Here is a 23,477-nt window from a genome sequence, read left to right as displayed (position 1 = left end):
CCGAATCGGCGACAATAGCCGCCCTCACGCCGCACGACCTCCGCATGACCGCCGCTGATCCCACCCCGGCCCGCATCCTCGACGGCAAGCGCATTGCCGACACCTTGCTCGACCAACTGCGCGTGCGCGTGGATGCGCGTGTCGCGGCCGGCGGTTCGCGCCCGGGGCTTGCGGTCGTGCTGGTGGGCGGCGATCCCGCCTCGCAGTCCTACGTGCGCAACAAGCGCCGGGCAGCGGAAAAGGTCGGCATCCAGGCCTTCGATTTCGATCTGCCCGTGGGCACCAGCGAAGACGAACTGATCGCACTGATCGACCGGCTCAACGCCGATCCCGCCGTGCACGGCATCCTCGTACAGCTGCCGCTGCCGGGCATTCCGGATGCGACCCACATCATCCATCGCATCGATCCGCGCAAGGACGTCGACGGTTTCCACCCCGAGAACGTCGGCCGCCTCGCGCTGCGCCAGTTCGGCCTGCGCCCGTGCACGCCGCGCGGCATCACCACGCTGCTGGCCTACACCGATCGCCCGGTGCGCGGCGCCAGCGCGACCATCGTCGGCGTGAGCAATCACGTCGGCCGCCCGATGGCGCTGGAACTGATGATCGCCGGCTGCACCGTGACCACCTGCCACCGCTTCACCCCGCCGGACGTGCTGCGCCGGCACGTGGGCGAGGCCGACATCCTGGTCGTCGCGGTCGGGCGGCCGTCGCTGATTCCGGGCGACTGGGTGAAGCAGGGCGCGGTGGTTATCGATGTCGGCATCAACCGCACTGACGATGGACGCCTGGTCGGCGATGTGGGCTTTGCCGCGGCCGCGCAGCGCGCCAGCTGGATCACGCCGGTGCCGGGCGGGGTGGGGCCGATGACCGTCGCCACGCTGATGCAGAACACGCTGGAAGCCGCCGAAGCCGCGCACTGATCCCGGCCGCGCCGGGCCTGGCGACCCACGCACAGGCGCGTCGACGAACCGCTGTGTTGCCAGCGTAAACGGGCCAAACGCGCTAGAATGGCGCGCTTCTCCTCCCCGGCGCCCCACATGCTGCGCATCCAGGCCGAAGCACTCACGTACGACGACGTATCGCTCGTCCCAGCCCACTCCTTGATCCTGCCCAAGGATGTACGGCTCGCCACCCGCCTGACGCGCGACCTGCGCCTGAACCTGCCGATCATCTCCGCGGCGATGGACACCGTCACCGAAGCCCGCCTCGCGATCGCGATGGCCCAGCTCGGCGGCATCGGTATCGTCCACAAGAATCTCAGCGTCGAGCGTCAGGCCGCCGAGGTCTCGAAGGTCAAGAATTTCGAAGCCGGCGTGATCCGCGAGCCCTTCACCGTCGGCCCGGACACCACCATCGCCGAGGTCCTGCGCCTCACCCGCGCGCGCAACATCTCCGGCGTGCCGGTCGTCGACGGCACCAAGCTGGTCGGCATCGTCACCGGGCGCGACCTGCGCTTCGAGACCAAGCTCGACGATCCGGTCCGCAACGTGATGACCAAGCAGGACCGCCTGATCACCGTGCGCGAAGGCGCCAGTGACACCGAAGTACTGGCGCTGCTGCACAAGCACCGCATCGAGAAGATCCTGGTCGTCAACGACGATTTCGCGCTGCGTGGCCTGATCACGGTCAAGGACATCCAGAAAGCGCACGACAACCCCAACGCCGCCAAGGATGCCGACGAGCAACTGCTGGTCGGCGCCGCGGTGGGCGTGGGCGGCGACACCGAGGCGCGCGTCGAAGCGCTGGTCGCGGCGGGCGTCGACGTGATCATCGTCGACACCGCGCACGGCCATTCGCAGGGCGTGCTCGACCGCGTGAACTGGGTCAAGAAGACCTACCCGCAGGTGCAGGTGATCGGCGGCAACATCGTCACCGGCGACGCGGCCAAGGCGCTCGAAGATGCCGGCGCGGACGCAGTGAAAGTGGGCGTGGGCCCGGGTTCGATCTGCACCACGCGCGTGGTCGCGGGCGTGGGCGTGCCGCAGGTCACCGCGATCGACATGGTCGCCGAGGCCCTGCAGGACCGCATCCCGCTGATCGCCGACGGCGGCATCCGCTACTCGGGCGACATCGGCAAGGCGCTCGTCGCCGGCGCATCGACTGTGATGATCGGCGGCCTGTTCGCCGGCACCGAAGAAGCCCCGGGCGAGGTGGAACTGTTCCAGGGCCGCAGCTACAAAAGCTATCGCGGCATGGGCTCGCTGGGTGCGATGGAGCAGGGCTCCAAGGACCGCTACTTCCAGGACTCGTCGGACGCCGACAAGCTCGTCCCCGAAGGCATCGAAGGCCGCGTGCCGTACCGCGGCGCGCTCGGCGGCATCATCCACCAGCTCGCCGGCGGCCTGCGCGCGACCATGGGCTACGTGGGCTGCGCGACGATCGAAGACATGCGCACCCAGCCCAAGTTCGTGAAGATCACCGGCGCCGGCCAGCGCGAGAGCCACGTGCACGACGTCACGATCACCAAGCAGCCGCCGAACTACCAGGCGGGTTGAGGCCCGCCTGGCGGGATTGGAGAGTTGGGATAGGGGATTCGGAAAAGCAGATCCAGTCGCCCGTCCGCTTCCCTATGCCCCGTCATTCCCGCGCAGGCGGGAATCCATGGACTTTGCTCTTGATTCACCGTCCAGCACTGCGTCAGTGCAGCACAAAAGTCCCTGGGTTCCCGCCTGCGCGGGAATGACGGCAAAACAGGCTGAGCAATCCGTGATTCGACAAACATCAGATTGAATTGAGGCACACATGACCGGCGTTTCCGAATCACCGACCCCGAACCTCCACGACGACAAAATCCTGATCCTCGACTTCGGCGCGCAGTACACGCAGCTGATCGCCCGCCGCATCCGCGAGCTGGGCGTCTACTGCGAAATCTGGGCCTGGGACCACGATCCGGCCGAGATCGCCGCATTCGCGCCCAAGGGCATCATCCTGTCGGGCGGCCCGGAATCGACCACCGAACACGGCTCCCCGCGCGCACCGCAGCAGGTGTTCGATGCCGGCTTGCCGCTGCTGGGCATCTGCTACGGCATGCAGACGATGGCCAAGCAGCTGGGCGGTGAGACCGAAGCCGCTGACGCGCGCGAGTACGGCCACGCCGAAGTCGCCATCGTCGCCAGGGACAGCCTGTTCGAAGGCCTCAGCGATCACGCCGGCGCCCAGCGTCTCGACGTGTGGATGAGCCACGGCGACCACGTCAGCGCAGCGCCTCCAGAGTTCACCGTCACCGCCAGCACCGACCGCGTGCCGGTGGCCGCGTTCGCCAACGAGGCCAAGCGCTGGTACGGCGTGCAGTTCCATCCCGAAGTCACGCACACCAAGCAGGGCCTCGCGCTGCTGCGCCGCTTCGTCGTCGACATCTGCGGCTGCGCCACGCTGTGGACCGCGGCCAACATCATCGACGACCAGATCGCGCGCGTGCGCGAGCAGGTGGGCAGCGACGAGGTGATCCTCGGCCTGTCGGGCGGCGTGGATTCCTCTGTCGTCGCCGCGCTGCTGCACAAGGCCATCGGCACACAGCTGACCTGCGTCTTCGTCGACACCGGCCTGCTGCGGCTGGGCGAGGGCGACCAGGTCATGACGACCTTCGCCGATGCCTCCAGCTCGCATGGCCTGGGTGTGCGCGTGATCCGCGTCGACGCGCGCGACCGCTACTTCAGCGCGCTCGCAGGCGTGAGCGATCCGGAAGCCAAGCGCAAGATCATCGGCAACCTGTTCGTCGAGATCTTCGACGAAGAGTCCAACAAGCTCAGCAATGCCAAGTGGCTGGCGCAGGGCACCATCTATCCCGACGTCATCGAGTCGGCCGGCAGCAAGACCGGCAAGGCCCACGTCATCAAGAGCCACCACAACGTCGGCGGCCTGCCCGAGCACATGAAGATGGGCCTGGTCGAGCCGCTGCGCGAGCTGTTCAAGGACGAAGTGCGGCGCCTGGGCGTCGAACTCGGCCTGCCGCGCGAGATGGTCTACCGCCACCCGTTCCCGGGCCCGGGCCTGGGCGTGCGTATCCTCGGCGAGGTCAAGGCCGAGTACGCCGAGATCCTGGCCAAGGCCGACCACATCTTCATCGAAGAACTGCGGCGCGCCGACCTCTACGACAAGACCAGCCAGGCCTTCGCTGTGTTCCTGCCGGTCAAGTCCGTCGGCGTGGTCGGCGACGCCCGCGCCTACGAGTGGGTGATCTCGCTGCGCGCCGTCGAGACCATCGACTTCATGACCGCCCACTGGGCGCACCTGCCGTACGACTTCCTCGGTCGCGTCTCGAACCGGATCATCAACGAAGTCCGCGGCGTCTCGCGCGTGGTCTACGACATTAGTGGGAAGCCCCCGGCGACCATCGAGTGGGAGTAGGGCGAGGTTCCACAACGCCCTGAATGCACACTGGCGCGCATGCCACCAGAATCTAAAGCGTCGATGCGCCACTGCGCGCAAATCATCTGATTGGATGCGCGTTCTAAGCTGCGGCTTATATTTCTTGCGCCGGCCGGGCCGCCTTTGCATAATCTAAGCTACTGCTTAGATTTCGAGGTGCGCGATGCAGATCAAGTTGGAAACGGCCGGCGAGATCGGGCAGTGGATACGGGCTGTCCGCAAGTCGCAGGGGATGCGGCAGGATGATCTGGCTGCTTTGGTAGGGGCGAGCCATGTGTTCCTCGGCGATGTCGAGCGCGGCAAGGAGTCCGTGCAGTGGGGGCGGCTGTTCGCGGTGTTACGCGAGCTGGGCATCGAGATCCGTGTGGACCTGCCACTTGATCTGCCCCCCGAGTCTGGATCGCCATGAGCACACGGACAGCCCGCCGTCTCGAGCTTCTGCTGGACGAGCGCCGGGTCGGTGAACTGCGCGAACAGGGCAACGTCTGGGCACTGGCCTACGACCCTGCGTGGCAAGCAAGCGGCTTCGACCTCGCGCCAGGCCTACCAAGGGCGGAGGGTGAACTGATCGACGGCGCGAGCCATCGCCCGGTGCAATGGTTCTTCGACAACCTGTTGCCCGAAGAAGGCGCGCGAACTCTGCTCGCTCGGGATGCAGGCCTCGATGCAGCAGACGCCTTCGGGCTGCTGACGCGTTTCGGGCCGGAATCGGCCGGCGCATTGACGCTGCTGTCAGCCGGCCAGACGCTCGCCGAAGCGCAACTCAGGCCTCTGGCCGATGCCGAACTTTCCGCGCGCATCCGCAACCTGCCGCGTGTGCCGCTGGACCATGCTGCACCCAAGCGCATGTCGCTGGCCGGCGCGCAGCACAAGCTTCCGGTGGTCGAGCTCGACGAGCAACTGTGGGAGCCGGTTGGGCGTGCGGCCTCCAGCCATCTGCTCAAGCCTGATCACGAGCGCCGGGACGATTACCCGCACAGCGCCGCCAACGAATGGTTCTGCATGCAGCTGGCTCATGCCTGCGGTCTGCCGGTGCCGAGCGTCGCACTGCGTCGCGTGCCGGAGCCCGTCTATCTGGTCCGCCGCTTTGACCGGGTGGGCGACGGCCTCGACGCGCGCAGGCTTCACGCGCTCGATGCCTGCCAGCTGCTGTCGCTCGATCGCATCTACAAGTACTCGCAGGCAAGCGTCGAGCGTCTGGTCGAATTGATCGATCTGTGCAGGCGTCCCGGCGCGACGCGTCTCGCCCTGCTGCGCTGGCACTGTTTCAACCTGATGATCGGCAACGGCGACGCGCACCTCAAGAATCTCAGCGCGCTGGTAACTTCGGCGGGTATCGAGCTGGCACCGCATTACGACCTGCTCAGTACCGCCATCTATGTGGAAGGGGGTTGGGGCAGTTCGGAGAGTGTCATTCCCACCGGAGGCGAGCAGAAACTGGCACGCATCCGGCGGGCGCACGTGCTGGCATTCGCGGCCGCACTCGGCGTGCCCGAACGTGTGGCCGCCCGGCACGTGCAGACGCTGGTCGATGCAATCCTGCCCGCCGCGGCGCAGTTGCTCGATCGAACGGAAGCAAGCACCTTGCCGGGCGAAGCGCGCCTGTTGCGTCAGATCGTGCATGGGCCGATCGCGGATATGGCCCGGCAGTTGAAATAGTGGTCTCCTCGCATAGGCGGCTGCGTGCGTGCGCGACGGCTTGTCACACGGCGCGTCACGTCCGAAGACGCAGCATGTGGAACCGCCGCCCGAGCTGTTCAAGGACGAAGTGCGCAGGCTCGGCCTCGAACTCGGCCTGCCGCGCGAAATGGTCTACCGCCACCCGTTCCCGGGCCCGGGCCCGGGCCTGGGCGTGCGCATCCTCGGCGAGGTCAAGGCCGAGTACGCCGAGATCCTGGCCAAGGCCGACCACATCTTCATCGAAGAACTGCGCAAGGCCGATCTCTACGACAAGACCAGCCAGGCCTTCGCCGTATTCCTGCCGGTCAAGTCCGTCGGCGTCGTCGGCGACGCCCGCGCGTATGAGTGGGTGATCTCGCTGCGCGCCGTGGAGACCATCGACTTCATGACCGCCCACTGGGCGCACCTGCCGTACGACTTCCTCGGCCGCGTCTCGAACCGGATCATCAACGAAGTCCGCGGGGTCTCGCGCGTGGTCTACGACATCAGCGGGAAGCCGCCGGCGACGATTGAGTGGGAGTAGATGCAGACCACGCCTGCTGGAACGCATTGCTGATGAAGTTCTTCGCGAACTAGCCGATTACTTTGGCCGGCCGCTTGACGGAGGCGCTCCTGCCCGATTAATTCTCTCTCGATCGCGTAGAGAAAGATGCGGGACCGAACTGTTTATCGAGAAACCATTGGATTTTCTCGCTTGAGCTTGCCGAGCTTTACTGGTTCTTCACCGTGCCAGACGATTGAGTCCATTGGTGCTACTGACAGGCTGCGATTTCGGTAGATGGTGCAGAAGCTTTCGCGGCACTCGATCAGCCGGGCGTGGTGCGGGGTTGATGTCTGGATGAGAACAGTCAAAAAATTTCCATCACCTCTCTCGAGCTTGGAAATGAGTGTCTGCGCACTATGTTTCCCAGCCCACAGGGACGTGACGACCGGCAAAAGTAGCGCGAGTGAACTGACCAGGAAGATCAGGAGCCAGAAATTGATCACTTCGTAAATCGCGGCTGCTTTCCTCAGGGCGCTTGCATCATCGCCCTTCCTCGAAAAGAGCGTCCCGCTCACCGACGCAGCTCTCTCCGCCTGCCTGGCAGCCCAAGTCTTGAGCTTCTCGAACACCCATATCGCGCCGGTTAGAAGCGCGAGCGCAATGAACGGCGCGAGAAACGATACAACCACCGTCCATGACCCGAGCGGCGAAAGCGCGGTCAAGACACCCTTCGTTACAACGAAGAAACCAAAGTAGATGTAGTCCTCAGCGCTTGCGCCCATCAGGCTTGAGGGGATGCCGAGAGTCGACCAATAGCTCTCTGCGAACATTCGCCCCATGACGTAGAAGGCCGGGCCTCCAAAAAGCACTAGCTTGGTGAGGATTTCGACTGCAATCGTAAGGCGTGGGGCGCGCACGGGTTGCAGTGACGCAGCGGGGGCGGACGCTGGTTGGTCTGCCGAATTGGTATCAGTGGACATTGGCATGCTGCGTCGTGCCTTGTGTTCGACCCCGTAGCCAGCCATATGCCTCTGGCATGTCGAGGTTCAATGTTGCATAGCTGAGTTTGAGAAGGGATGGAGACAGCAGCCAATCCCATTTCTGCCGCGAGAGGTTTTTCGCGCCTTCCAACAGCTCATCGATGCTCGGCACCGCACTCCGGGCGAGCTCGGCGAGTACGCGCTCGATTTCATCAGCGCTGCGCTCTCCCTTTATGATTTCAACGCCCAGCGCGTCGGTTGAGGCGATGAGGCCGCGCTTCGCCAGCAGACAGACCAACGCTTCATTCGCGTCGTCCCCGAGCCAGGTGGTGATCAGGATGCTCCCGCCCTGATCGACAACATCTTGGCGCGGAAGATCCAGCGCGGTGAAGGTCGACCGCCCCTCGTCGACGAACCGTTGCGCCGCCTGATCCAGAAAGCCGAGCGACGCAGTGCAAAGGTAGATTTCCCGCATCCGTTGGCGCACCTGAGTGTGCACCCGGCCCGCGCCCCCGCTAAACAGCGGTGGCGCGCCGCCCTTCGCAGGCGCCACAAAGATCGTCTTCTGCGGCTCATCGACGCTTTCAACGAGCCAGGTCCGTCCGCCAAAGAGAATACGTTGCCCTGCCGTCAGCATCTGGCTGATCGGCAGGGTGCCGAGAGTGCGGCTGCCCGAGACGATGCGGAACTCCTCGTCAGAGGCAAAGGCCGCGTAGAAAGAGTAATGGTTCACCAGCTTGTCGCCTACACGACCATGCAGGAGAAGACCCGAGCTGTCCTGGATCAGTATTTCCTGCGTGCCGAGGTGTCGAAGCAGGTCGGCGAATGCCTGTGGGGAGACACTTGAAAACGGCGCGTGCGGGGCACAAAGGAGACGATACGCGTCTCCCGCCATCAGGCCGCCGTACTGAGCAATGGTGGAGAGGAGCTGCTGGATCAGGGTCGAAAGGTGCGCGCCCTCGATCTTGGGTGGTTCGAACCACCGATCGATCAGGAGCGAGACTGTCGCGGCGGACTGTACGGTTGAAAGGCGCAGCTGAGTTGCGAGCGGAGACTTTGCCACAAGCGCCTCTTCGATCACGTAGCCCCTCAGGATCGCAGGCTCACCTTCCCGCCGGCCCGAACGCCCAAGCCTCTGGCGCAGGCTGGCGACCGACGGGGGCGTGCCGATCTGGCACACACTTTTGACAGCGCCAATGTCGATGCCGAGCTCCAAGGTGCTGGTGCACACAGCAGTGGCGGCACGTTCGCGCTGCTTCAAGGCAGCCTCGGTTTCAAAGCGTATTTCTTTCGACAGGTTGCCGTGGTGCGGCCAGAACTCATTCGGAAGACGCTGTTCCTCGCACAGGCCCGAGAGGAGGTGGCTGTAGCGCTCGACTTCACGCCGGGAGTTCGGGAACACCAAGTTGTTGGTGCCGCGCAGCGCGATAAAGAGATGCCGAGCAATCTCGACGGGCGCGCGAGACTCCTGCTCGGAACCGTCTTCACTCGGGGGCACGGCGGCTTCCTCAAAGCCTTTGATCAGGACTTTGAGCTCATTGCCGCCCGAGGGAACATCGATCACATCGACTGGGCGATCGCTGCGCAGAAAGCGCGCTGCGAGGGCCATATCCCCAAGCGTGGCGGATAAACCGATCCGCGGTACAGCGCGGTCCAGCACGGTTTCGATGCGGTGTATGAGGGACTGAAGCTGCTTGCCGCGCTCGCTGCCGATGAAAGCGTGCAGCTCGTCAACAATCACGTAGCGCACATACCGAAACAGTCCTGCAACGCCGGTCCCGCGGTTGCAGAGCAGCGCTTCAAGGGATTCGGGCGTGATCAGAAGAACGCCTTGGGGGTCCTTAGCGAATTTTTTTTTGCCTGAGGCACCAATGTCACCATGCCACGGCCAGACGGGCACATCGAGGTTCTCGCAAAGACGGTCAAGTCGTAAGAACTGATCGTTGATCAGAGCTTTGAGGGGGCTGACATAGACGATTAGCCCTGGATCTTTTTCCGATAGGATTCGCGTCAGTGCCGGGAGGAACGCCGCCTCCGTTTTGCCGGATGCAGTACTCGCGGCAATGATGACGTCGCGGTCGGCCGCCAGAACGGGCGGGATGGCAAGTTCCTGGACCGCGCGCAGCGCGCCCCAGCCTTCGGACCATAGAAAGCGTTGGATCCGCTCGTCGAGCAGGAGAAATGCAGAGGAAGCGGCCACGTCAGAGCTTGAAGGACGCGAGTTCGTCGTCAGGGTCAACGGTAAGGTCCTGTTGGGCTCCCCCGTCTGCCTCCACCTCGATTTGCCCGAGCATCTGCGCCCAGTTCGCGCCGGGGTTTTGCTCAAGCACTGCGAGGAGGTTGATGAAGGACGTAATTGTCGTGCGAGGCGTGCGGAAAAAGGCGTCCCCGACGCGGCTCGCGCAGTGCGCCATGAAGCCCTCGACCGCGTCATCCGGCAGTAGGTAGCGATCCGCCAAGCCACCCGCATAAACGTGCCGGATCTTGGAGAGCAGTAGATAAAAGTCCTCTGCCGTCAGCGCCGACAGACGCACCACGGGACCGCTGAAATCGACGAGGCCGTCCACGGCGAAGGTGTTTTGCGCGAGGCGACCTTGCAGCGCCGCGTAGCTGTAAACGCCGCGCCGGGTGTCCAGCAAAAATTCGGGCGTCCCGCCGAGCACGAAGCCAAGGCCCACGGCATTGCCTTGCAGCGAGTCATTGAGCATCCGAAGCAGCTGCTCGTAGTTGGAGTTGCGGGCCTGGGAGTTGGCGAGCTTGTAGATGTTCACCATCTCATCCAGACACACCAAAAGTCCGCCAAAGCCCGCAAGCCGCACAAAGCGCGCCATCAGTTTGAGCTGGTCGTACACGCTAGCGTCGTCGACGATCGAGCGCACGCCAAGTGCGGCTCGCGCATCGGTGCGCGTTGAGAACTCTCCGCGCAGCCAGCGGACGGCGTCCGATTTGAGCTGCTCCTGACCCTCTTCGACCCCGCGGCAGTATGCAGCGATCACATCGGCGAAGTCGTAGCCGTTCACAAGCTCAGTCAGTTGACCCAACTTCTCGCGGATGACGTCCTCCGTAGATCGGCCTGAGGCCGTGCCCTCAGACTTAGCAGTTGCGATGAAGCGCTCGACGACGCCCGGCAGCGCGCCGCCGTCTGGTTTCGTGCGCGTCGCGGTGTTGCGCACGAGCTCGGCGTAAAGAGAGCGCGCCTGGCCGCCTGAGGCGTGGAGCCGCCGATCAGGGTTGAGGTCAGCCGTCATTACGACGAGCCGGCGCTCCAAGGCAACTGCACGGATGAGGTTCAGAAAGAAGGTCTTGCCGGCGCCATATTCGCCAATCACAAAACGAAACGATGAGCCGCCGTCGGCAACGCGATCGATGTCGCCAACGAGCGTTTCGACCTCGCGGACGCGCCCGACCTGGATCAGATGTTGACCCGCGCGCGGCACAACGCCTGCGCGCAAGGACTGGATCACGGCGTCTCGCTCTCTGGGGCGGATCGATGTGCTCATGCGGACAACTGCTCCAAGATGTGTGGATTGATTTCAACCGGGTCTTCGCCTTCGATGAGCGGCTCATCAAAGGCTTCAAATGCGGCTTCGTTGATCTGTTCGAGCGCACCGTCGAGCATCAGGTCGAGATCGGCAGCCGCATCTTCGAGTTCCGACCTTGTCCACGTGGGGCGGGAGAGAAGAAGGCGAAGGAGAGCATCGTTCGCAGCGTCCAGCCCCATCAGGGTCGCGTTCACAGGCGTCAGCGCTTCGGGCTCAGCCTCCGGGGGCGGGGAAGGCGCTGGCGGGGCCTCTTCCACGAAAATGGTCGACAGCAGTGCCGACACGCGCTCAGTGTCGCGTTGAAGCGCTTCGATACGCGAACGGTCGAGGCGAAAGCCTTCCGTCTCCGCACGCTGTGTGGACAGTGGCGCTGAGGCTCCTCCAGGTACCGCGGCGTGGATATCGCTAAACACTCGGCCGGCATCGACGCCGAGAAGCTTGTAAACACGCTCCAAGAGTTTGACCTCGTCCGGCGACACAAAGCCGTCCGCTTGTGCAAGCGTCGCCATGAAGCGCGCAATCGTCTGGCGCGAGTCGGCTGGAAGTGGCTCAAGCTTCTTCTTTAGTGCCGCAACAGTTGGAGGGTCGAGCGCCAGCCAATCCAAATGTGCCCCAAGCCGCGTGCGGTCAGAATCGGAAAGGTGCGACCAGGCTGCGATTTCAGCCCGCAGATGCGCGACTTCCCGAGCATTGAACTCTCCGTCTGCCTGCGCCATCGCAGACGCAAGCTGCAAGGTCAGGGCAGCCGTTTGAAACTCCGCACAGGGTCCCTGCGCGGGCGTGTGCGTAGTGAGTTCAAATAGCACCACCGTATCGGCTGCACCGGGGGCTTTCGCGCCAGCCAAGACGTGTGGCTCCATGCCAATTCCTTCACTCTCCAGAGCACGGGCAAGCGCGCGGACGCGGTCGCGCGTTAAAGGTTGTCGCGCGGCACCGAGGAGGCCGGCAACCTCGCTCAGCATCCTAGCCGCGCGTCCCTCTTGCATCTCTGCTCTGAGCGCTGCGAGGCGCACTCTGATGGACTCAGGCCAAAGCGCTTGAGGCAGGGCGAGGCGCCCTTCAAGCGAATGGGCGTTTGATGCGTCCTTGCCGATTAAGCGGCTATATGAACCAAGCTCCTCCGTGCAGGCGTCCGCAATTTCGCGTAAACGCTGCATCGGCTTGGTCATCGCGGTAACGTCCGGGATGTCCCCAAAATCCCGCGTCACACGAGCGCCAGACAAGGCGCGCGACGCGGGCTGATACACCATTTTCAGCTTGGTGCGGTTCTTCGGTAGGACGAGTCCAGCGCCCATGCGCTCTGCATAGCGAAGCTCGAACAGGTGGGTGAATTCCACGGGGCATCGCGTAGCTGCAGTTCGTAAATAGACGTCGGGACTAAGTCGTATCCAAGCTAGGGCAAGCTGCGGGGGGATGGGCTGTCGATCGACCGACGCTTGGCCGAGCGCAAGGCGCAGGTAGTGCGGCAACTCATAAGTGCGCGGAAACTCTGGCACGGGCTTGGCGTAAAGCTGTTCGGGCACGCTGTCGAGCTCCATCCAGCTCAGAAGCTCCGCGGCGTAGCGCGTGAAGTGATCGGATTTTTCCCCGTAGAGCTGGATCAGCCGACGCAGCTCGATAAGGAGAGCAGGCCATTCCGACTTCGTGGAGGGCTGGTCTCGGCCGTCCAAAAGCACTCGGCGCTCGATTCCGAAGAAGAACAGCAGTACGAAGCTGATGTCGCCCTCGGGATCAGAGCGTCCGCCCGCGAGCCAGTCGAGATAGCCGAAGCGGCCCTCTGGGCTCAGCTCGTCGTAGCTCGGCCAATAAGCTGTGTTCACGTCGGCCCGTTTACGCCCGACCCGAAGCGTTGGATCGATCAGGGCGGGCTCGACTCTCCCGTTGGTTGTATGAAGTCGCGTGCCCACGTAGAGCATGCCGTCAGGAATATCGAAGCCGGCTACGCTGACGGCTTCGCCCGGGCCATGCCACCGCGTCCTAGCCAGACCCGGTGGCGGCTTTGGCAATGCGAAGGAGGGCGGGGCCGGCGCAGTCGACCTGGCGGTGTAAAGCCTTTCTGCATCGGGCGCTCGGTCGGAGGCGACGCCTGGGCCGAGCGCGCTTCGAATTGAAGCTAAGGCGCCACGAAGGGAAAGGCCCGTTGACGAACTGTTGGCAGCGTGCGGCTTGATCGCCGTTTCCTCCTGCAGATCACTCGTAGCTACAGCTGCATGCAATCGCTCAGACGGCAAAGCCGGTGGATGCTTGGCCTCAGTCGGAGGCGCGGCGGATGTCGTTGCCATGATCGGCACCACCGGGAGCTTGGCGCGAAGCTCTGCAGCGCGCTGGCGATTCAAGCGGGCCGCTTCCTCCCGAGCAAGTTCCCACGTGGACATGGCCCGTGTTGCCGCGTCGGTATCTGCCGTACAGAGACGATCAGGTTCCATTTGCGCCAGCGCGACGTCCGACAGTTCATTGACCGATCTCGATTCGGAATGCAGGTGTGTGGACTTCGACGCGGGAGCGGGTGCCAAAGAAACGGACATTCGTTGTGGATGAGCAGCTCGCGCTTCTTCGGCCCGCTGCCTGTTTGCGCTGACGACTCGTTCTCGTGACAGTTGCTGCTCCCTCGCGCGCAAAGCTGCGCTCAACGACCTGTGAGCGACTGACTCATCCTCGCCGACAGTCGTTTTCTCGCCCAACGCATTGGGCGCCAGCACAGTTGGTCGAGAAAGGCTCTCGGGGCCAAGAATTTCCTCAGCCAATGGCAGCGCTTGGGACTGCGCTTGGCGAATCGTCATCGTCAGACCTGCCGGCGGCCGGCGTCGGGGGGAGGACACTGCATTCTTCGCTGTGAGTTCGGCAAGGGTCAGCTCCCTCGCTTGGGACGCTGATCGAAGGGCGCGTTTCGGCCGCGAATTCCAGATTCGCGGCGCGTAGTAAAATGCGACCCCAAGCAGGGCCAGGGCGGCTAGCGCGATCCAAATCTCGGTCGGTATCGCCGCGATCAGAACAAGGCCAGCGACGACCACCAAAAGCCCGCCCCCCGACGATCCCTTTGCCACAATCTCCCCCTGCCGATGCCTTAGGTAGCGCGGCTTCCATCCGTGAAGCTCAATCATAGACCAGGGTTGGGTTCACCCAGTCCCGCAGCGCATGCCTGTCGCCAACATCTTGAAAGTCTCAAAGCGGCCGTTGCGAAATTTTTGAAAGAGCTCGTCAGAGGGCTGCGAACCGCCCCGGGTTCCTGGAGGCAGTCGCTTTGAGTCAGGCCGACGACCAGAGCCCCGGAAACGGGGCTCTGTCTGTTGAGGTCTGCGGCGTGGGTGGTCTACGTAGGTCTTTGAATTGGACCGAAACCGGAAACGGAAATCAGACCGAACCGATGTCCTTCTCGAACCGCCGCACGAAGCCGGTGAGATCCCTCTTGCAGGCGGCGCAGTATTCACGCAGCTGAAGCAGATCCAGCCGCCTTACACCGCGCTCGACGTCGCTCACGTAGGACTGAGGCCGATCCAGTGCGACTGACAGCTCCGTCTGTGTCAGGCCGGCCTTGACCCGCATTTCCCGAAGCAACTCAAGCAGCACCTGGTACTCAGGCTTGTGGATAGACTTCGGAGACATGCGGCATCACAGATAGAAAGGCCGCACGAACCGTATATCTGGTTTTCCGTTATCCGAAAAACGGATGCATAGATGCCGCTGTAGAGCTCGATTTATGGGAGCGGCTGGTTCGCTTCAACAACGGCGTCTTCAAACCTTCCGACGAAAGCCGCGAGGTCCAGACCACAGTGCATGCAATGGTCCCGCAGCTGTAGTAGGTCGAGTCGGCGTTGCCCTCGTTCAACGCTACTCACGTATGACTGGGGGCGATCCAGCAGCTCAGCCAGCTCCGATTGATCGAGGTCGGCTTCTTTGCGAATTTCGCGAAGGAGCGTGGTGAGGACTTTGTTCTCTGGCCGATAGACAGATTTCTTACCCATTTGTGGCGTCCTAAGTTGAAGGCCACACCGAAGCTATATCTGCTTTTCAAATATCCGAAAAACGGATACGATCCGTCGCAGGGCGTCCCGACGTGTGTCTACTTGCCGGGCAGAGCATTCCTTATGGCGCCCTCCAGATGCCCGCGCGGACGCATAGACAGCAACGGAGATGCCGCATGCTTTGGGACAGGGTGGGTAACAAGCGAGGGATCGCCTCAAGATTCGGCTCAGGAGTGCAGACAGCGGAGGGGGAGGGCATTCGTCTGGCGGTAGCTGCATTGAAATGGCCTGCACTGCCTGATTACCGATCGCTGGGGCACGGATATCCATGGAAGGACAGGCAGAAGCCGAACGCACTTACGATCGCGATCGTTGCGGCAATGTCAGTCCTCGTCGCTCCTGCAGCGGCAGCACAGCAGGCCAGCGTTTTTGACCCGCAGCGAGAAGAAGAGACGACAGACGCCGACGCGATTCAACTCGACACGATTCAAGTCACCGGCACCCGCATCCGTGGCGGTGTGACGCCTTCTCCAGTCGTGACCATCGGAATCGAGAGCATTCGGGAAGAGGGCTTCAAGGATCTCGGCGAGGTCATCCGCAGCATCCCGCAGAACTTCGGCGGCGGGCAGAACCCGGGCGTGGCGGCGGGCGCGTCCACGGGTTCGGGTGGGCTGGCCAACCAGAACATCACCGGAGGCTCGTCCTTGAATCTGCGTGGGCTGGGTCCGGATGCCACGCTCACGCTGCTCAATGGCCGGCGCATGACCTACGGCGGCTTCGTGCAGACCGTGGACATCAGCGCCATTCCGGTGGAGGCGGTGGAGCGCATTGAAGTGGTGGCCGATGGCGCATCCGCCATCTACGGCTCGGATGCGGTGGCCGGCGTGGGCAATGTGATCCTGCGGCGCGATTACGAGGGCGTGCGGGTGGGTGCCCGCTATGGCGACACGGCGGATGGTGGATTGGGCACACGGGATTACACCGTCACCGCGGGTGCGGCGTGGTCGAGCGGTGGGTTCATCGCGGCGTTCAAGGACAGCACGGTCGATCCCATCCATGCGGCCGAGCGCGACTACACCCGGCAGCTGCGCCCACCCACCACCTTGTATCCCGGCAGTGAACTGCAGAGCGGGCTGCTGAGCCTGCATCAGTCCATTGGCGAATCCGTGGATGTGCGCTTGGATGCGCTGCGCACGCGCCGCGACCAGCGCTACGCCAACTGGCCGTCAGCGGCGGTGAACTATTACCACGCGTTTGCGCCGAGGACGACGGCGCACTTGCTCTCACCAACGGTGGAGTTCCACGGCCTGGGGGATTGGACGCTGTGGGCCGGCGCCACGTGGGGCCGGGATGAGCGCGAGCAGTTCGAGACGCGTGTGTTCCCCGATGCCGACGCGGTGCTCAGGACGAACGACTGCTACTGCAACGAAAGCCGTGCGTATGAGGTGGGCGGGGAAGGGCCGCTGCTTGCGATGCGGGGTGGCGAGGCGCGTGTGGCAGTGGGGGCGGGGTACCGCTCGAACGACTTCCTGCATGCGAACTACCTCACGGGCACCGCGACGACGGAAGGGAGGGATGCCAGCCGGTTTGCGTATGCCGAACTCAGCCTGCCTGTCATCGGGCCGGCGATGGCGGTCACCGGCGTGCGCCGGCTCGAGGCCACGGCCGCGCTTCGCAGCGAGGACTACGACAGCTTCGGTCGGGTGACCACGCCGAAGCTGGGCCTGGTGTACGCGCCGAGCGCGGATGTCACGCTGAAGTCGTCGTGGGGACGCTCGTTCAAGACGCCCACGCTGTTCCAGCAACACTGGGACCGGCAGGCGGTGCTGTACACGGCGCCGACGCTGGGCGCGGTGGGTGCGCCTGCTGGCGCGACCGCGCTGGTGCTGGGCGGCGGCAATCCGGATCTGGATCCCGAGCGGGCACGCACGCTCACGGCGTCGGTGGCGTTCCACCCTGTGGCGGCACCGAACCTGGAGTTGGAACTGACCTGGTTCGACATCGATTACACCGACCGCGTGGTCCAGCCGGTCACTGACTACGCGCAGGCACTACGCAACCCGCTGTATGCCCAGTTCGTCCAGCGTGCGCCGAGTGCGGCCGAGCTGCAGGCGGTCATCGGTTCGGCGGATGCGTTCTACAACGTGGCGGGCGCGCCCTATGTGCCCGGCAATGTGGTGGCACTGGTGCGCGCGGAATACGTCAACGTGGCGCGGCAGCGGATTCGCGGCCTGGACCTGTCGGGCTCGTACAGGATGGACCTGGGCGCAGGGCGATTGACGCTGCGTGGCTCGGGCAGCTGGCTGGACAGTTCCCAGCAGAGCGCGGCAGGGCAGGCGGCCTACGGGCTGTCGGGCGTGCTGTTCAATCCGGCCAGGGTCAATGCGCGGCTCGGTGGTGTGTGGGCGGTGGGCGGCTTCTCAGCATCGACGTTCGCCAACTACACCGGCGGCGTGACCAACACTGCGGACGACGAGAAGACGGCCTCGTTCACCACCTGGGACGCCACGCTGCGCTTTGCCAGCGAGCGGCCGGGCGCATGGTCGGGGCTGGAGCTGTCGCTTTCGGCGCAGAACCTGCTCAACCGCGCACCGCCGCTCCACACAACGCTCAACAGCTTGCATGTGCCCTTTGACTCCACGAACTACTCCGCTATCGGTCGGTTCGTGAGCGTCTCCGTCTCCAAGCATTTCTGAGGTGGTGATGAAGAGGCTTGGAAGCTTCGGTTTGGGCGGGGGCGCGCCGTTTGGGCACGCCCTTGGGCGACCGCTTCGGCGCCATTGGCGCGGGCTGGGGGCGGCATGCGTGCTGTTTGCTGCGTGTGGCCAAGCACTTGCTGCGGACGTCGCGCCGCGCAGGTTGCTGGAAGTCGTCGACTTCGGCACGCCCGTCATGTCGCCCGATGGATCGCGCGTGGCATTTCGCGTCGAGCAGGCGAGCGTCGAGCGCAACACGTACGACACCACGTGGTACGTGCAATCGATGGACGGCGGGCCACCCCGGCGTGTGGCCGATGGCGGCGTGCCGCTCCGTGATTCGGCAGGCAATCCTGTGCCACCGGATGCCGCATGGTCGCCGGATGGACGCTGGATCTACTACCGCGCTCTGCACGATGGCCGGATCGATGTGTGGCGCGCTGCCGCGGATGGTGCAGGTAGCCAGGCACTGACGCACGATCCTGCCGACGTGCGTTCCTTCATGCTGGGCCAGGACGGCGCCACGCTGACGTACAGCGTGGGCGCCACACGCGGGGCGGTAGCCGACGCCGAGCAACGTGAGTACGACCTCGGCATCCGTGTGGATGCGTCCGTACCGGTGGGGCAGCCGCTGTTCCGATCCGGCTTGCTGGAGGGCCGGCCAGCGACGCAGCGATACGGCGGTGTCTGGTTCGATCGGGGCGGGTTGCTGGCCACGGTCCCCGATCGATGGAAGACGCTCGACTTGCGGGATCCGGACGCTGGGGTCGCTCCCACGAAAGCGCCTTCCGCGCCGCTCATGGTTGAGGACGTGGCGGAAGGCGAGGGCGTGCCGACGCATGTGGCCGAAGAACGCGTTGGCCCGCGTATCGCAGTGCTGCGTCGCACGGCGGTGGGCGTTGCGCTGTCGATGCGTCCGCGGCGCGGCGCCGGATCCGAGCTGATCTGCGAGACCGAGATGTGCACAGGTAAGGCGATCACGTCGGTGCAATGGCGTCCGGCCAGCGACCAAATCCTGTTGACGGTGACGGATCCGCTCGAGGGCCTGGCGCAATCGATCTTCGCGTGGAACGTGGTCAGTGATGAGGTGCGCGAGGTTGTCGCCACACGCGGGCTGGTGAGCGGCGGCCGGGACAGCCGCAGCCAATGCGCGGCGTCGACCGGGACGCTCGCGTGTGTCACCTCGGAAGCCGATCGGCCGCCGAGGCTGGAGCGGATCGATCTGGAGACGGGCGCGCGGCGGGTGTTGTTCGATCCCAATCTGGCACTCGCCCAGGACATCGCAGCGCGCACGCCGGCCACGCTGCTGCGCTGGACCGATGCGCACGGCGACGTGTTTACCGGCCAGCTGTTTGCCGCGCCCGATCGGGCCGGCAGGCCGCCGCCGCTGTTCATCGCGTACTACACCTGCCCGGGCTTTCTGCGCGGCGGCATGGGCGACGAGTGGCCGCTGGCGTCGCTTGCGGCCAATGGCATCTCTGCGCTGTGCATCAACCAGCACCACGTGCGTCTGCCGGACCGTGTGGCGCTATACGAGCAAACGTTGGGCGCGGTGGAAGCGGTGATCGATCTGCTGGCGGCGCAGGGCGCGATCGATCCCGAGCGCATTGGGATGGGCGGACTCAGTCTCGGCAGCGCGATCACGCTGTGGGCGGCCATGCATTCCGACCGGATATCGGCGGTCTCAGTGGCGTCGCCGGTGGTTTCGTACAACTACTATCTGATGGGCAGCCTGAAAGGCGATGCGTTTACGGCCGGCCTGCAAGGCATCTGGCAACTGGGCGCGCCGGGCGAGACGCCAGGACGTTGGGCGCAGCTGTCGCCAGCCTTGAACCTCGATCGCATCCGCGCGCCGGTGCTGATGCAGATCCCGGAGCAGGAATATCTGTACGCCTTGGACTACACGGTCCCACTGCTTCGGGAGCAGCGGGCGGATCTCTACGTGTTCCCCAACGAGCCGCACCAGAAGTTCCAGCCGCGTCACAAGCTCGCGGTGTACCAGCGCAATCTGGACTGGTTCCGCTTCTGGTTGCTGGATGTCGAAGACGATGCGCCGGCAAAAGCTGCGCAGTACGCCATCTGGCGCGGAATGCGGGAAGCGCAGGCGCGCGCTCATGTGGCGCATCGCTCACCTGATCGGTGACGTTCGGTTGCGCACCCAGTTTTCGACCATGCACAGGACGAAGATCCGCATGAACGATGTATCGCGGGCGGCGAGCTCGGCGTCGAAGTAGGCCTCAAGTGCCGGCACATCCAGCAGAGCGCGCTCGCGCAGCTGGCCGTCGAGCAGAAAGGTCCGCATCCCTTGCTTGCTGCGACGGTATACCGCGCCCGAGTAGGCAGCGAACGAGCCTTTGCTGCGTCGATCGAGGATGGACGCTGGCAACTGGTCAGCGAAAGCGGCGCGAGCTACAGCGCGGTTCCGGCCGCCTGCGATCCACATCCAGGACGGCGTCCGCAGACAGGCTTCCACGACGGGCTGCGAGAGCAGGGGAAGCCGCATCCAACGCTTGGTGCCGCGGAGTGTGATGTCCCGAAAAATCTGGGTGCCCGCGAGGTCGCTGATCCGCTCGATGTCGCCGGCGTAGGCGCGAGCCGGCGGCACGGTCCATGGGTGCGGGGTAGGGCGTCCAGGGGCAACGCTTGCGTGGATGAAGCTTCTGTCTTCCATGAGCGCCGACCGCGGCGGACGCCGCAGCTTTCTCAGTGTCAGGCGACCCGCTTTCCAGAACGTGCATTGGTGGAGCCTTGAAAGATCCCGGGTCGCCGCGAGCCCTGCCGCAAGCCCACGTTCCCGGTAGGCATCGGCTGCGGGCGCCGCGCTTCGGAGGTAACCGAAGACGGTGTCACCGCCGCCACCGGAGAAGAAGCTACCCGTCCCGAACAATTCGGCTGCGCGCTCCATGGTCTGATCGACAGCGTGCTGCAGAGCCGCCACACCCGGGCTGGCGGTGTGTGGGGGCAGGGCAAACGAAAATGCTGCGTCTTCGAACCTCAAGGTGCCTAGGCGCAGAGGAACGGCCAGCTCGGACGCCATGAGTTCGGCGTACTGCTGTTCGTCCGCACCGGGCACGGGCGTGCTGAGGTTGAAGCACATGAGCTCGGCATCCGTGTCGCGGAGGCAAGTCGCCACGATCGATGAGTCGAGGCCGCCGGAGAGCTCCAGCAGCACGGACCTATCCGCATCTGCCCAGGCCGCCACCACGGTTTGCACAGCGGAACGGACATCGTCAGCGGCATCTCCCAGCACGTTGTGCCGATGCCCGCGCTCGACGAACGCCCAAGGTGACCAGACTTCACGCACCGCCGCGGCATCCGGGGTAAGCAGAAGAGATGTGCCTGGCAGGAGCTCGTTGACGTGCTTGAGGCCGGTACGCACGGTTTTGACATGTGGAAAGACGAGCGACTGCGCAATGAAATCCCAGTCGATCTCACTGCGCGAAACGCCGAAGGCACCACACAGCGTGATGTCGGACGTCACGATTCCGAGCCCGTTCCCGCTCGCGTAGACGCACGGCACGCCGCCCGATGGCTCTCGCATAACCATCAGGTGTGGCGAGTCGCTGGAAGGGCACAGCAGGAGGTAGTCGCCCCAGCATTGCGAAAGCAAGTAAGAGGCGAGGGCATCGGCATCGAGCGAATGCAGGAGGTCGTCGGCTGTGGCAGGCCGACCACATCGCAGGAAGATGTGGCCGATAACTATGCCTTGCTGCAGACGCAGGACCGGCGTCTCTGGTGCGGTGAAGATGGAGACCGATTCCGACGCATGCTGCAGCTGCAGGCCTGCGCGACCGAGGGCTTCCGCGGCGGCAGGGTTCGTCTCTGGCCGGGTCGCTTCGGTACCCGAGCCGGTCACGCAAGCGTGATAGCGATATCCCATCAGACTGTCCGGATCGGGATGTGGGCCATGACGTTGCCCACCGAGTCGTTGAGGACGAGATTGCCGCTTTGCAGCCAGCAATGCGCTGCGAAAGGATCCGTCGAGACGCCGAAGACCAAATGCGCGTGCAGGCCCCGTCGTGCGAGGAAGCGCAGGAGCGAAAGCGAATCCAACAAACAGCGCGGCTCGATGGGAACGAGAAGGCGGGCACGCGTGAAAGCAGCGACTGCGCGCAGGAGATCGGCCTCGCTGCTCAGGCCTCGCCGATGACCCGTGTGGCGTTGGCGATACGCTGATGCTCTGGCAATCAGGCCAAGGAGCGGCACGCGCTGGGAACGCAGCTGACCCCGCACGTGCGCGACGACTGCTGCGACTTCGGGAACTGCGAGTAGAGCCGTACGTCCAGACGAATCGTCCCGCTCAAGCGCGCTGCGATGCGGCTTTGCGAGAGTGAAGGATTGGGGAAGTATTTCACCATCTTGAGCGTCGACCAGAACCCGGTGTTTCGCCAGTTCGGCGAGTGCTTTCGAAGACGTTTCCCCGGTCTGCACGAATGTTCGAAACCTGCACTCCAGCGCTTCTGAAAGACGGAAGTACCGGTCTGATTCGAGATCGAGGAAGATCAGCTGACCGTCGATCTCGCAGTACGACACTGCGTTTGCAATTCGATAGGACATGTCGGTCGATCCGAGACAAAGGGCGCGCCTTTCGGCGCGCCCTGCCGGTCAGTCGGCGGAGATGCCCAGTGCGGGCGTGAAGCCCAACTCTTCGTTCTGCATGCCCACGATGCCCTGGGTCTCGATGCTGGCCACGCCGAGCTCGATGACCGCAACCGGGGCCGCGGTGCGGGTGGTGGTGTCGTTCGTATCCATCTCAGTCTCCTCGGGTTGTGTCATGGCGATTCCATGACGAGCCGAGTGTCGAGACGCGGAAACGTAATTTTCAATTGATTCTTGTTGTGTACTTTCTGTATTACCTGGAAGTGTGAGGCGCGTCGTATACACGTTCGTGCATGGTGCGAACGCGTCAGTGCAGCGTGTCGCGTGCTTCGGTCAACAAGTGCACAGTCGCCGGCACGAGCTTGCGGCGACGCGCGTGGTAGGCGCGCAGTGCGCATTTCAGATGCGGAATCTCCGCACGCTCCCACGCATCGATGAGGTCTGCCAGCTCCGCGCGTGCGTCAGCGACGAGCGTGCGTTTCGCGGTGCGGATCGGGGCGAGTCGATCGTTGGCGTTCCGCGTCGCGATGTACAACTCCGGCTGCGGCGTCCGCCGCGCAATGGTGTCGAACAGCTGCCAGGTGGCTTTTGCCATGCTGTCCTGCGTATCCAGGTCCCGCTGCCGCGTGCCATTGGGCACCGCGCCGTAATCGAGCGCCGCCATCAGCTGGGTTTCCATCCACTCGTAGAGCGCGCGCAACGCGGCCTCGGTAGGCAAGGGCATGTGGAACCCGTCGCGTCCCCTGTCAACGATCAGTCGTTCGCCACTGAGCTGATGCAGCGCGAAGCGGACTGGCGTGAGACTGGCGCCGAACTCGTTGGCCAGCGTGGCCGGCTCGAGCCGCTCACCGGGCGCGAAGCGCCCGCATTGCAACGCACGACGGATCTGTCCGTACAGGCGCGCTCCTTTCGACTGGCTCGCGATCATCGCGGCTCTCCATGTCAGCGATACCCCAGGTCCTGCGGTCGATATTACAGATGCGTGACCATGCCGCAACGCGCGCCGTCGGAGCCTCGGCTTCGCTCCCGTTTTGCAATCATTCGGCAGCAAGTCGGGATTTATTCGCGATCGGAAACTCTCGATCACGCTGCTTGATGTCCGCTTTCGGCCAGAAGACGAAGTTCAGAAAGTACTGCGAGAGCTCGCCCGAAAGATGGAATTTCAG

At 64.2% G+C, this 23,477-nt stretch carries 17 protein-coding genes and 1 pseudogene; 8 read left to right on the top strand and 10 right to left on the bottom strand.

Annotated features, from left to right (window positions below; all coding sequences use genetic code 11):
- The first annotated feature begins 44 nt into the window (after positions 1-44).
- From folD to AC3IRM_RS09095, 6 genes and pseudogenes are all read left to right on the top strand, one after another.
- Positions 45-920, top strand: coding sequence for a bifunctional methylenetetrahydrofolate dehydrogenase/methenyltetrahydrofolate cyclohydrolase FolD (gene folD, locus AC3IRM_RS09120; RefSeq protein WP_310235217.1), 876 nt, complete (start codon positions 45-47; stop codon positions 918-920).
- A 117-nt stretch (positions 921-1,037) separates the two neighbouring features.
- Entirely contained in the window at positions 1,038-2,495 is a 1,458-nt protein-coding gene (gene guaB, locus AC3IRM_RS09115) for an IMP dehydrogenase (protein ID WP_489202868.1), read from the top strand.
- A 247-nt stretch (positions 2,496-2,742) separates the two neighbouring features.
- Entirely contained in the window at positions 2,743-4,347 is a 1,605-nt protein-coding gene (gene guaA / locus AC3IRM_RS09110) for a glutamine-hydrolyzing GMP synthase (protein WP_489202867.1), read from the top strand.
- A 184-nt stretch (positions 4,348-4,531) separates the two neighbouring features.
- Positions 4,532-4,777: a helix-turn-helix domain-containing protein gene (locus AC3IRM_RS09105; protein ID WP_489202866.1), complete on the top strand. Its 246-nt coding sequence runs from the start codon at positions 4,532-4,534 to the stop codon at positions 4,775-4,777.
- The gene (locus AC3IRM_RS09100; RefSeq protein ID WP_489202865.1) at positions 4,774-6,027 is read left to right on the top strand and encodes a HipA domain-containing protein; all 1,254 of its coding nucleotides are present in this window, start codon (positions 4,774-4,776) and stop codon (positions 6,025-6,027) included. The genes AC3IRM_RS09105 and AC3IRM_RS09100 overlap by 4 nt, the downstream gene beginning before the upstream one ends.
- Positions 6,028-6,103: 76 nt before the next feature.
- Positions 6,104-6,571: pseudogene (locus AC3IRM_RS09095) on the top strand (GMP synthase (glutamine-hydrolyzing)); the annotation flags it as partial.
- A 143-nt stretch (positions 6,572-6,714) separates the two neighbouring features.
- Here the strand turns inward: AC3IRM_RS09095 and AC3IRM_RS09090 are convergent.
- The 6 genes from AC3IRM_RS09090 to AC3IRM_RS09065 form a co-directional block, all read right to left on the bottom strand.
- Complete coding sequence (locus AC3IRM_RS09090; protein WP_489202864.1) at positions 6,715-7,512, bottom strand: hypothetical protein; 798 nt, start codon at positions 7,510-7,512, stop codon at positions 6,715-6,717.
- Positions 7,502-9,712, bottom strand: coding sequence for a DEAD/DEAH box helicase (locus AC3IRM_RS09085; protein WP_489205887.1), 2,211 nt, complete (start codon positions 9,710-9,712; stop codon positions 7,502-7,504). The genes AC3IRM_RS09090 and AC3IRM_RS09085 overlap by 11 nt, the downstream gene beginning before the upstream one ends.
- A 1-nt stretch (position 9,713) precedes the next feature.
- The gene (locus AC3IRM_RS09080) at positions 9,714-11,012 is read right to left on the bottom strand and encodes an ATP-binding protein (protein WP_489202863.1); all 1,299 of its coding nucleotides are present in this window, start codon (positions 11,010-11,012) and stop codon (positions 9,714-9,716) included.
- A complete protein-coding gene (locus AC3IRM_RS09075; protein ID WP_489202862.1) occupies positions 11,009-13,834 on the bottom strand; it encodes a tellurite resistance TerB family protein in 2,826 nt (941 codons plus the stop codon). Before AC3IRM_RS09075 ends, AC3IRM_RS09080 begins: the two co-directional genes overlap by 4 nt.
- 571 nt (positions 13,835-14,405) lie before the next feature.
- Positions 14,406-14,657, bottom strand: coding sequence for a helix-turn-helix domain-containing protein (locus tag AC3IRM_RS09070; RefSeq protein ID WP_489202861.1), 252 nt, complete (start codon positions 14,655-14,657; stop codon positions 14,406-14,408).
- 92 nt (positions 14,658-14,749) lie between these two features.
- The gene (locus AC3IRM_RS09065) at positions 14,750-15,016 is read right to left on the bottom strand and encodes a helix-turn-helix domain-containing protein (protein ID WP_489202860.1); all 267 of its coding nucleotides are present in this window, start codon (positions 15,014-15,016) and stop codon (positions 14,750-14,752) included.
- Positions 15,017-15,396: 380 nt separating this feature from the next.
- Between AC3IRM_RS09065 and AC3IRM_RS09060 the strand changes: the two genes are divergently transcribed.
- On the top strand, positions 15,397-17,712 hold the full coding sequence (locus tag AC3IRM_RS09060) for a TonB-dependent receptor plug domain-containing protein (protein WP_489202859.1): 2,316 nt from the start codon (positions 15,397-15,399) through the stop codon (positions 17,710-17,712).
- 109 nt (positions 17,713-17,821) lie between these two features.
- A complete protein-coding gene (locus AC3IRM_RS09055) occupies positions 17,822-19,855 on the top strand; it encodes an Atxe2 family lasso peptide isopeptidase (RefSeq protein WP_489202858.1) in 2,034 nt (677 codons plus the stop codon).
- On the opposite strand, the gene AC3IRM_RS09050 is transcribed toward AC3IRM_RS09055, so the two are convergent.
- From AC3IRM_RS09050 to AC3IRM_RS09035, 4 genes are all read right to left on the bottom strand, one after another.
- On the bottom strand, positions 19,841-21,592 hold the full coding sequence (locus tag AC3IRM_RS09050; protein ID WP_489202857.1) for an asparagine synthase-related protein: 1,752 nt from the start codon (positions 21,590-21,592) through the stop codon (positions 19,841-19,843). The genes AC3IRM_RS09055 and AC3IRM_RS09050 overlap by 15 nt on opposite strands.
- On the bottom strand, positions 21,592-22,269 hold the full coding sequence (locus tag AC3IRM_RS09045; RefSeq protein WP_489202856.1) for a lasso peptide biosynthesis B2 protein: 678 nt from the start codon (positions 22,267-22,269) through the stop codon (positions 21,592-21,594). The genes AC3IRM_RS09050 and AC3IRM_RS09045 overlap by 1 nt, the downstream gene beginning before the upstream one ends.
- A 48-nt stretch (positions 22,270-22,317) precedes the next feature.
- The gene (locus tag AC3IRM_RS09040; protein ID WP_465074482.1) at positions 22,318-22,464 is read right to left on the bottom strand and encodes a benenodin family lasso peptide; all 147 of its coding nucleotides are present in this window, start codon (positions 22,462-22,464) and stop codon (positions 22,318-22,320) included.
- A 154-nt stretch (positions 22,465-22,618) separates the two neighbouring features.
- Positions 22,619-23,362 (bottom strand): GntR family transcriptional regulator, encoded by a 744-nt coding sequence (locus AC3IRM_RS09035; RefSeq protein WP_489202855.1) that lies wholly within the window; start codon positions 23,360-23,362, stop codon positions 22,619-22,621.
- Positions 23,363-23,477 lie beyond the last annotated feature (115 nt).

This window comes from Luteimonas sp. KH_071, assembly GCF_057838005.1.
Note: the sequence above shows the minus strand (reverse complement) of the source record. Positions and strands in the feature narration are given on the sequence as shown.

What these genes read in the sequence shown, in the direction of transcription:
- AC3IRM_RS09090 (WP_489202864.1), bottom strand. Translation starts at nt 7,512, where the DNA reads ATGTCCACTGATACCAATTCGGCAGACCAACCAGCGTCCGCCCCCGCT.
- AC3IRM_RS09040 (WP_465074482.1), bottom strand. Translation starts at nt 22,464, where the DNA reads ATGGATACGAACGACACCACCACCCGCACCGCGGCCCCGGTTGCGGTC.
- AC3IRM_RS09065 (WP_489202860.1), bottom strand. Translation starts at nt 15,016, where the DNA reads ATGGGTAAGAAATCTGTCTATCGGCCAGAGAACAAAGTCCTCACCACG.
- AC3IRM_RS09050 (WP_489202857.1), bottom strand. Translation starts at nt 21,592, where the DNA reads ATGGGATATCGCTATCACGCTTGCGTGACCGGCTCGGGTACCGAAGCG.
- AC3IRM_RS09105 (WP_489202866.1), top strand. Translation starts at nt 4,532, where the DNA reads ATGCAGATCAAGTTGGAAACGGCCGGCGAGATCGGGCAGTGGATACGG.
- AC3IRM_RS09100 (WP_489202865.1), top strand. Translation starts at nt 4,774, where the DNA reads ATGAGCACACGGACAGCCCGCCGTCTCGAGCTTCTGCTGGACGAGCGC.
- AC3IRM_RS09045 (WP_489202856.1), bottom strand. Translation starts at nt 22,269, where the DNA reads ATGTCCTATCGAATTGCAAACGCAGTGTCGTACTGCGAGATCGACGGT.
- folD (WP_310235217.1), top strand. Translation starts at nt 45, where the DNA reads ATGACCGCCGCTGATCCCACCCCGGCCCGCATCCTCGACGGCAAGCGC.
- AC3IRM_RS09070 (WP_489202861.1), bottom strand. Translation starts at nt 14,657, where the DNA reads ATGTCTCCGAAGTCTATCCACAAGCCTGAGTACCAGGTGCTGCTTGAG.
- AC3IRM_RS09075 (WP_489202862.1), bottom strand. Translation starts at nt 13,834, where the DNA reads ATGACGATTCGCCAAGCGCAGTCCCAAGCGCTGCCATTGGCTGAGGAA.
- guaA (WP_489202867.1), top strand. Translation starts at nt 2,743, where the DNA reads ATGACCGGCGTTTCCGAATCACCGACCCCGAACCTCCACGACGACAAA.
- guaB (WP_489202868.1), top strand. Translation starts at nt 1,038, where the DNA reads ATGCTGCGCATCCAGGCCGAAGCACTCACGTACGACGACGTATCGCTC.
- AC3IRM_RS09080 (WP_489202863.1), bottom strand. Translation starts at nt 11,012, where the DNA reads ATGAGCACATCGATCCGCCCCAGAGAGCGAGACGCCGTGATCCAGTCC.
- AC3IRM_RS09060 (WP_489202859.1), top strand. Translation starts at nt 15,397, where the DNA reads ATGTCAGTCCTCGTCGCTCCTGCAGCGGCAGCACAGCAGGCCAGCGTT.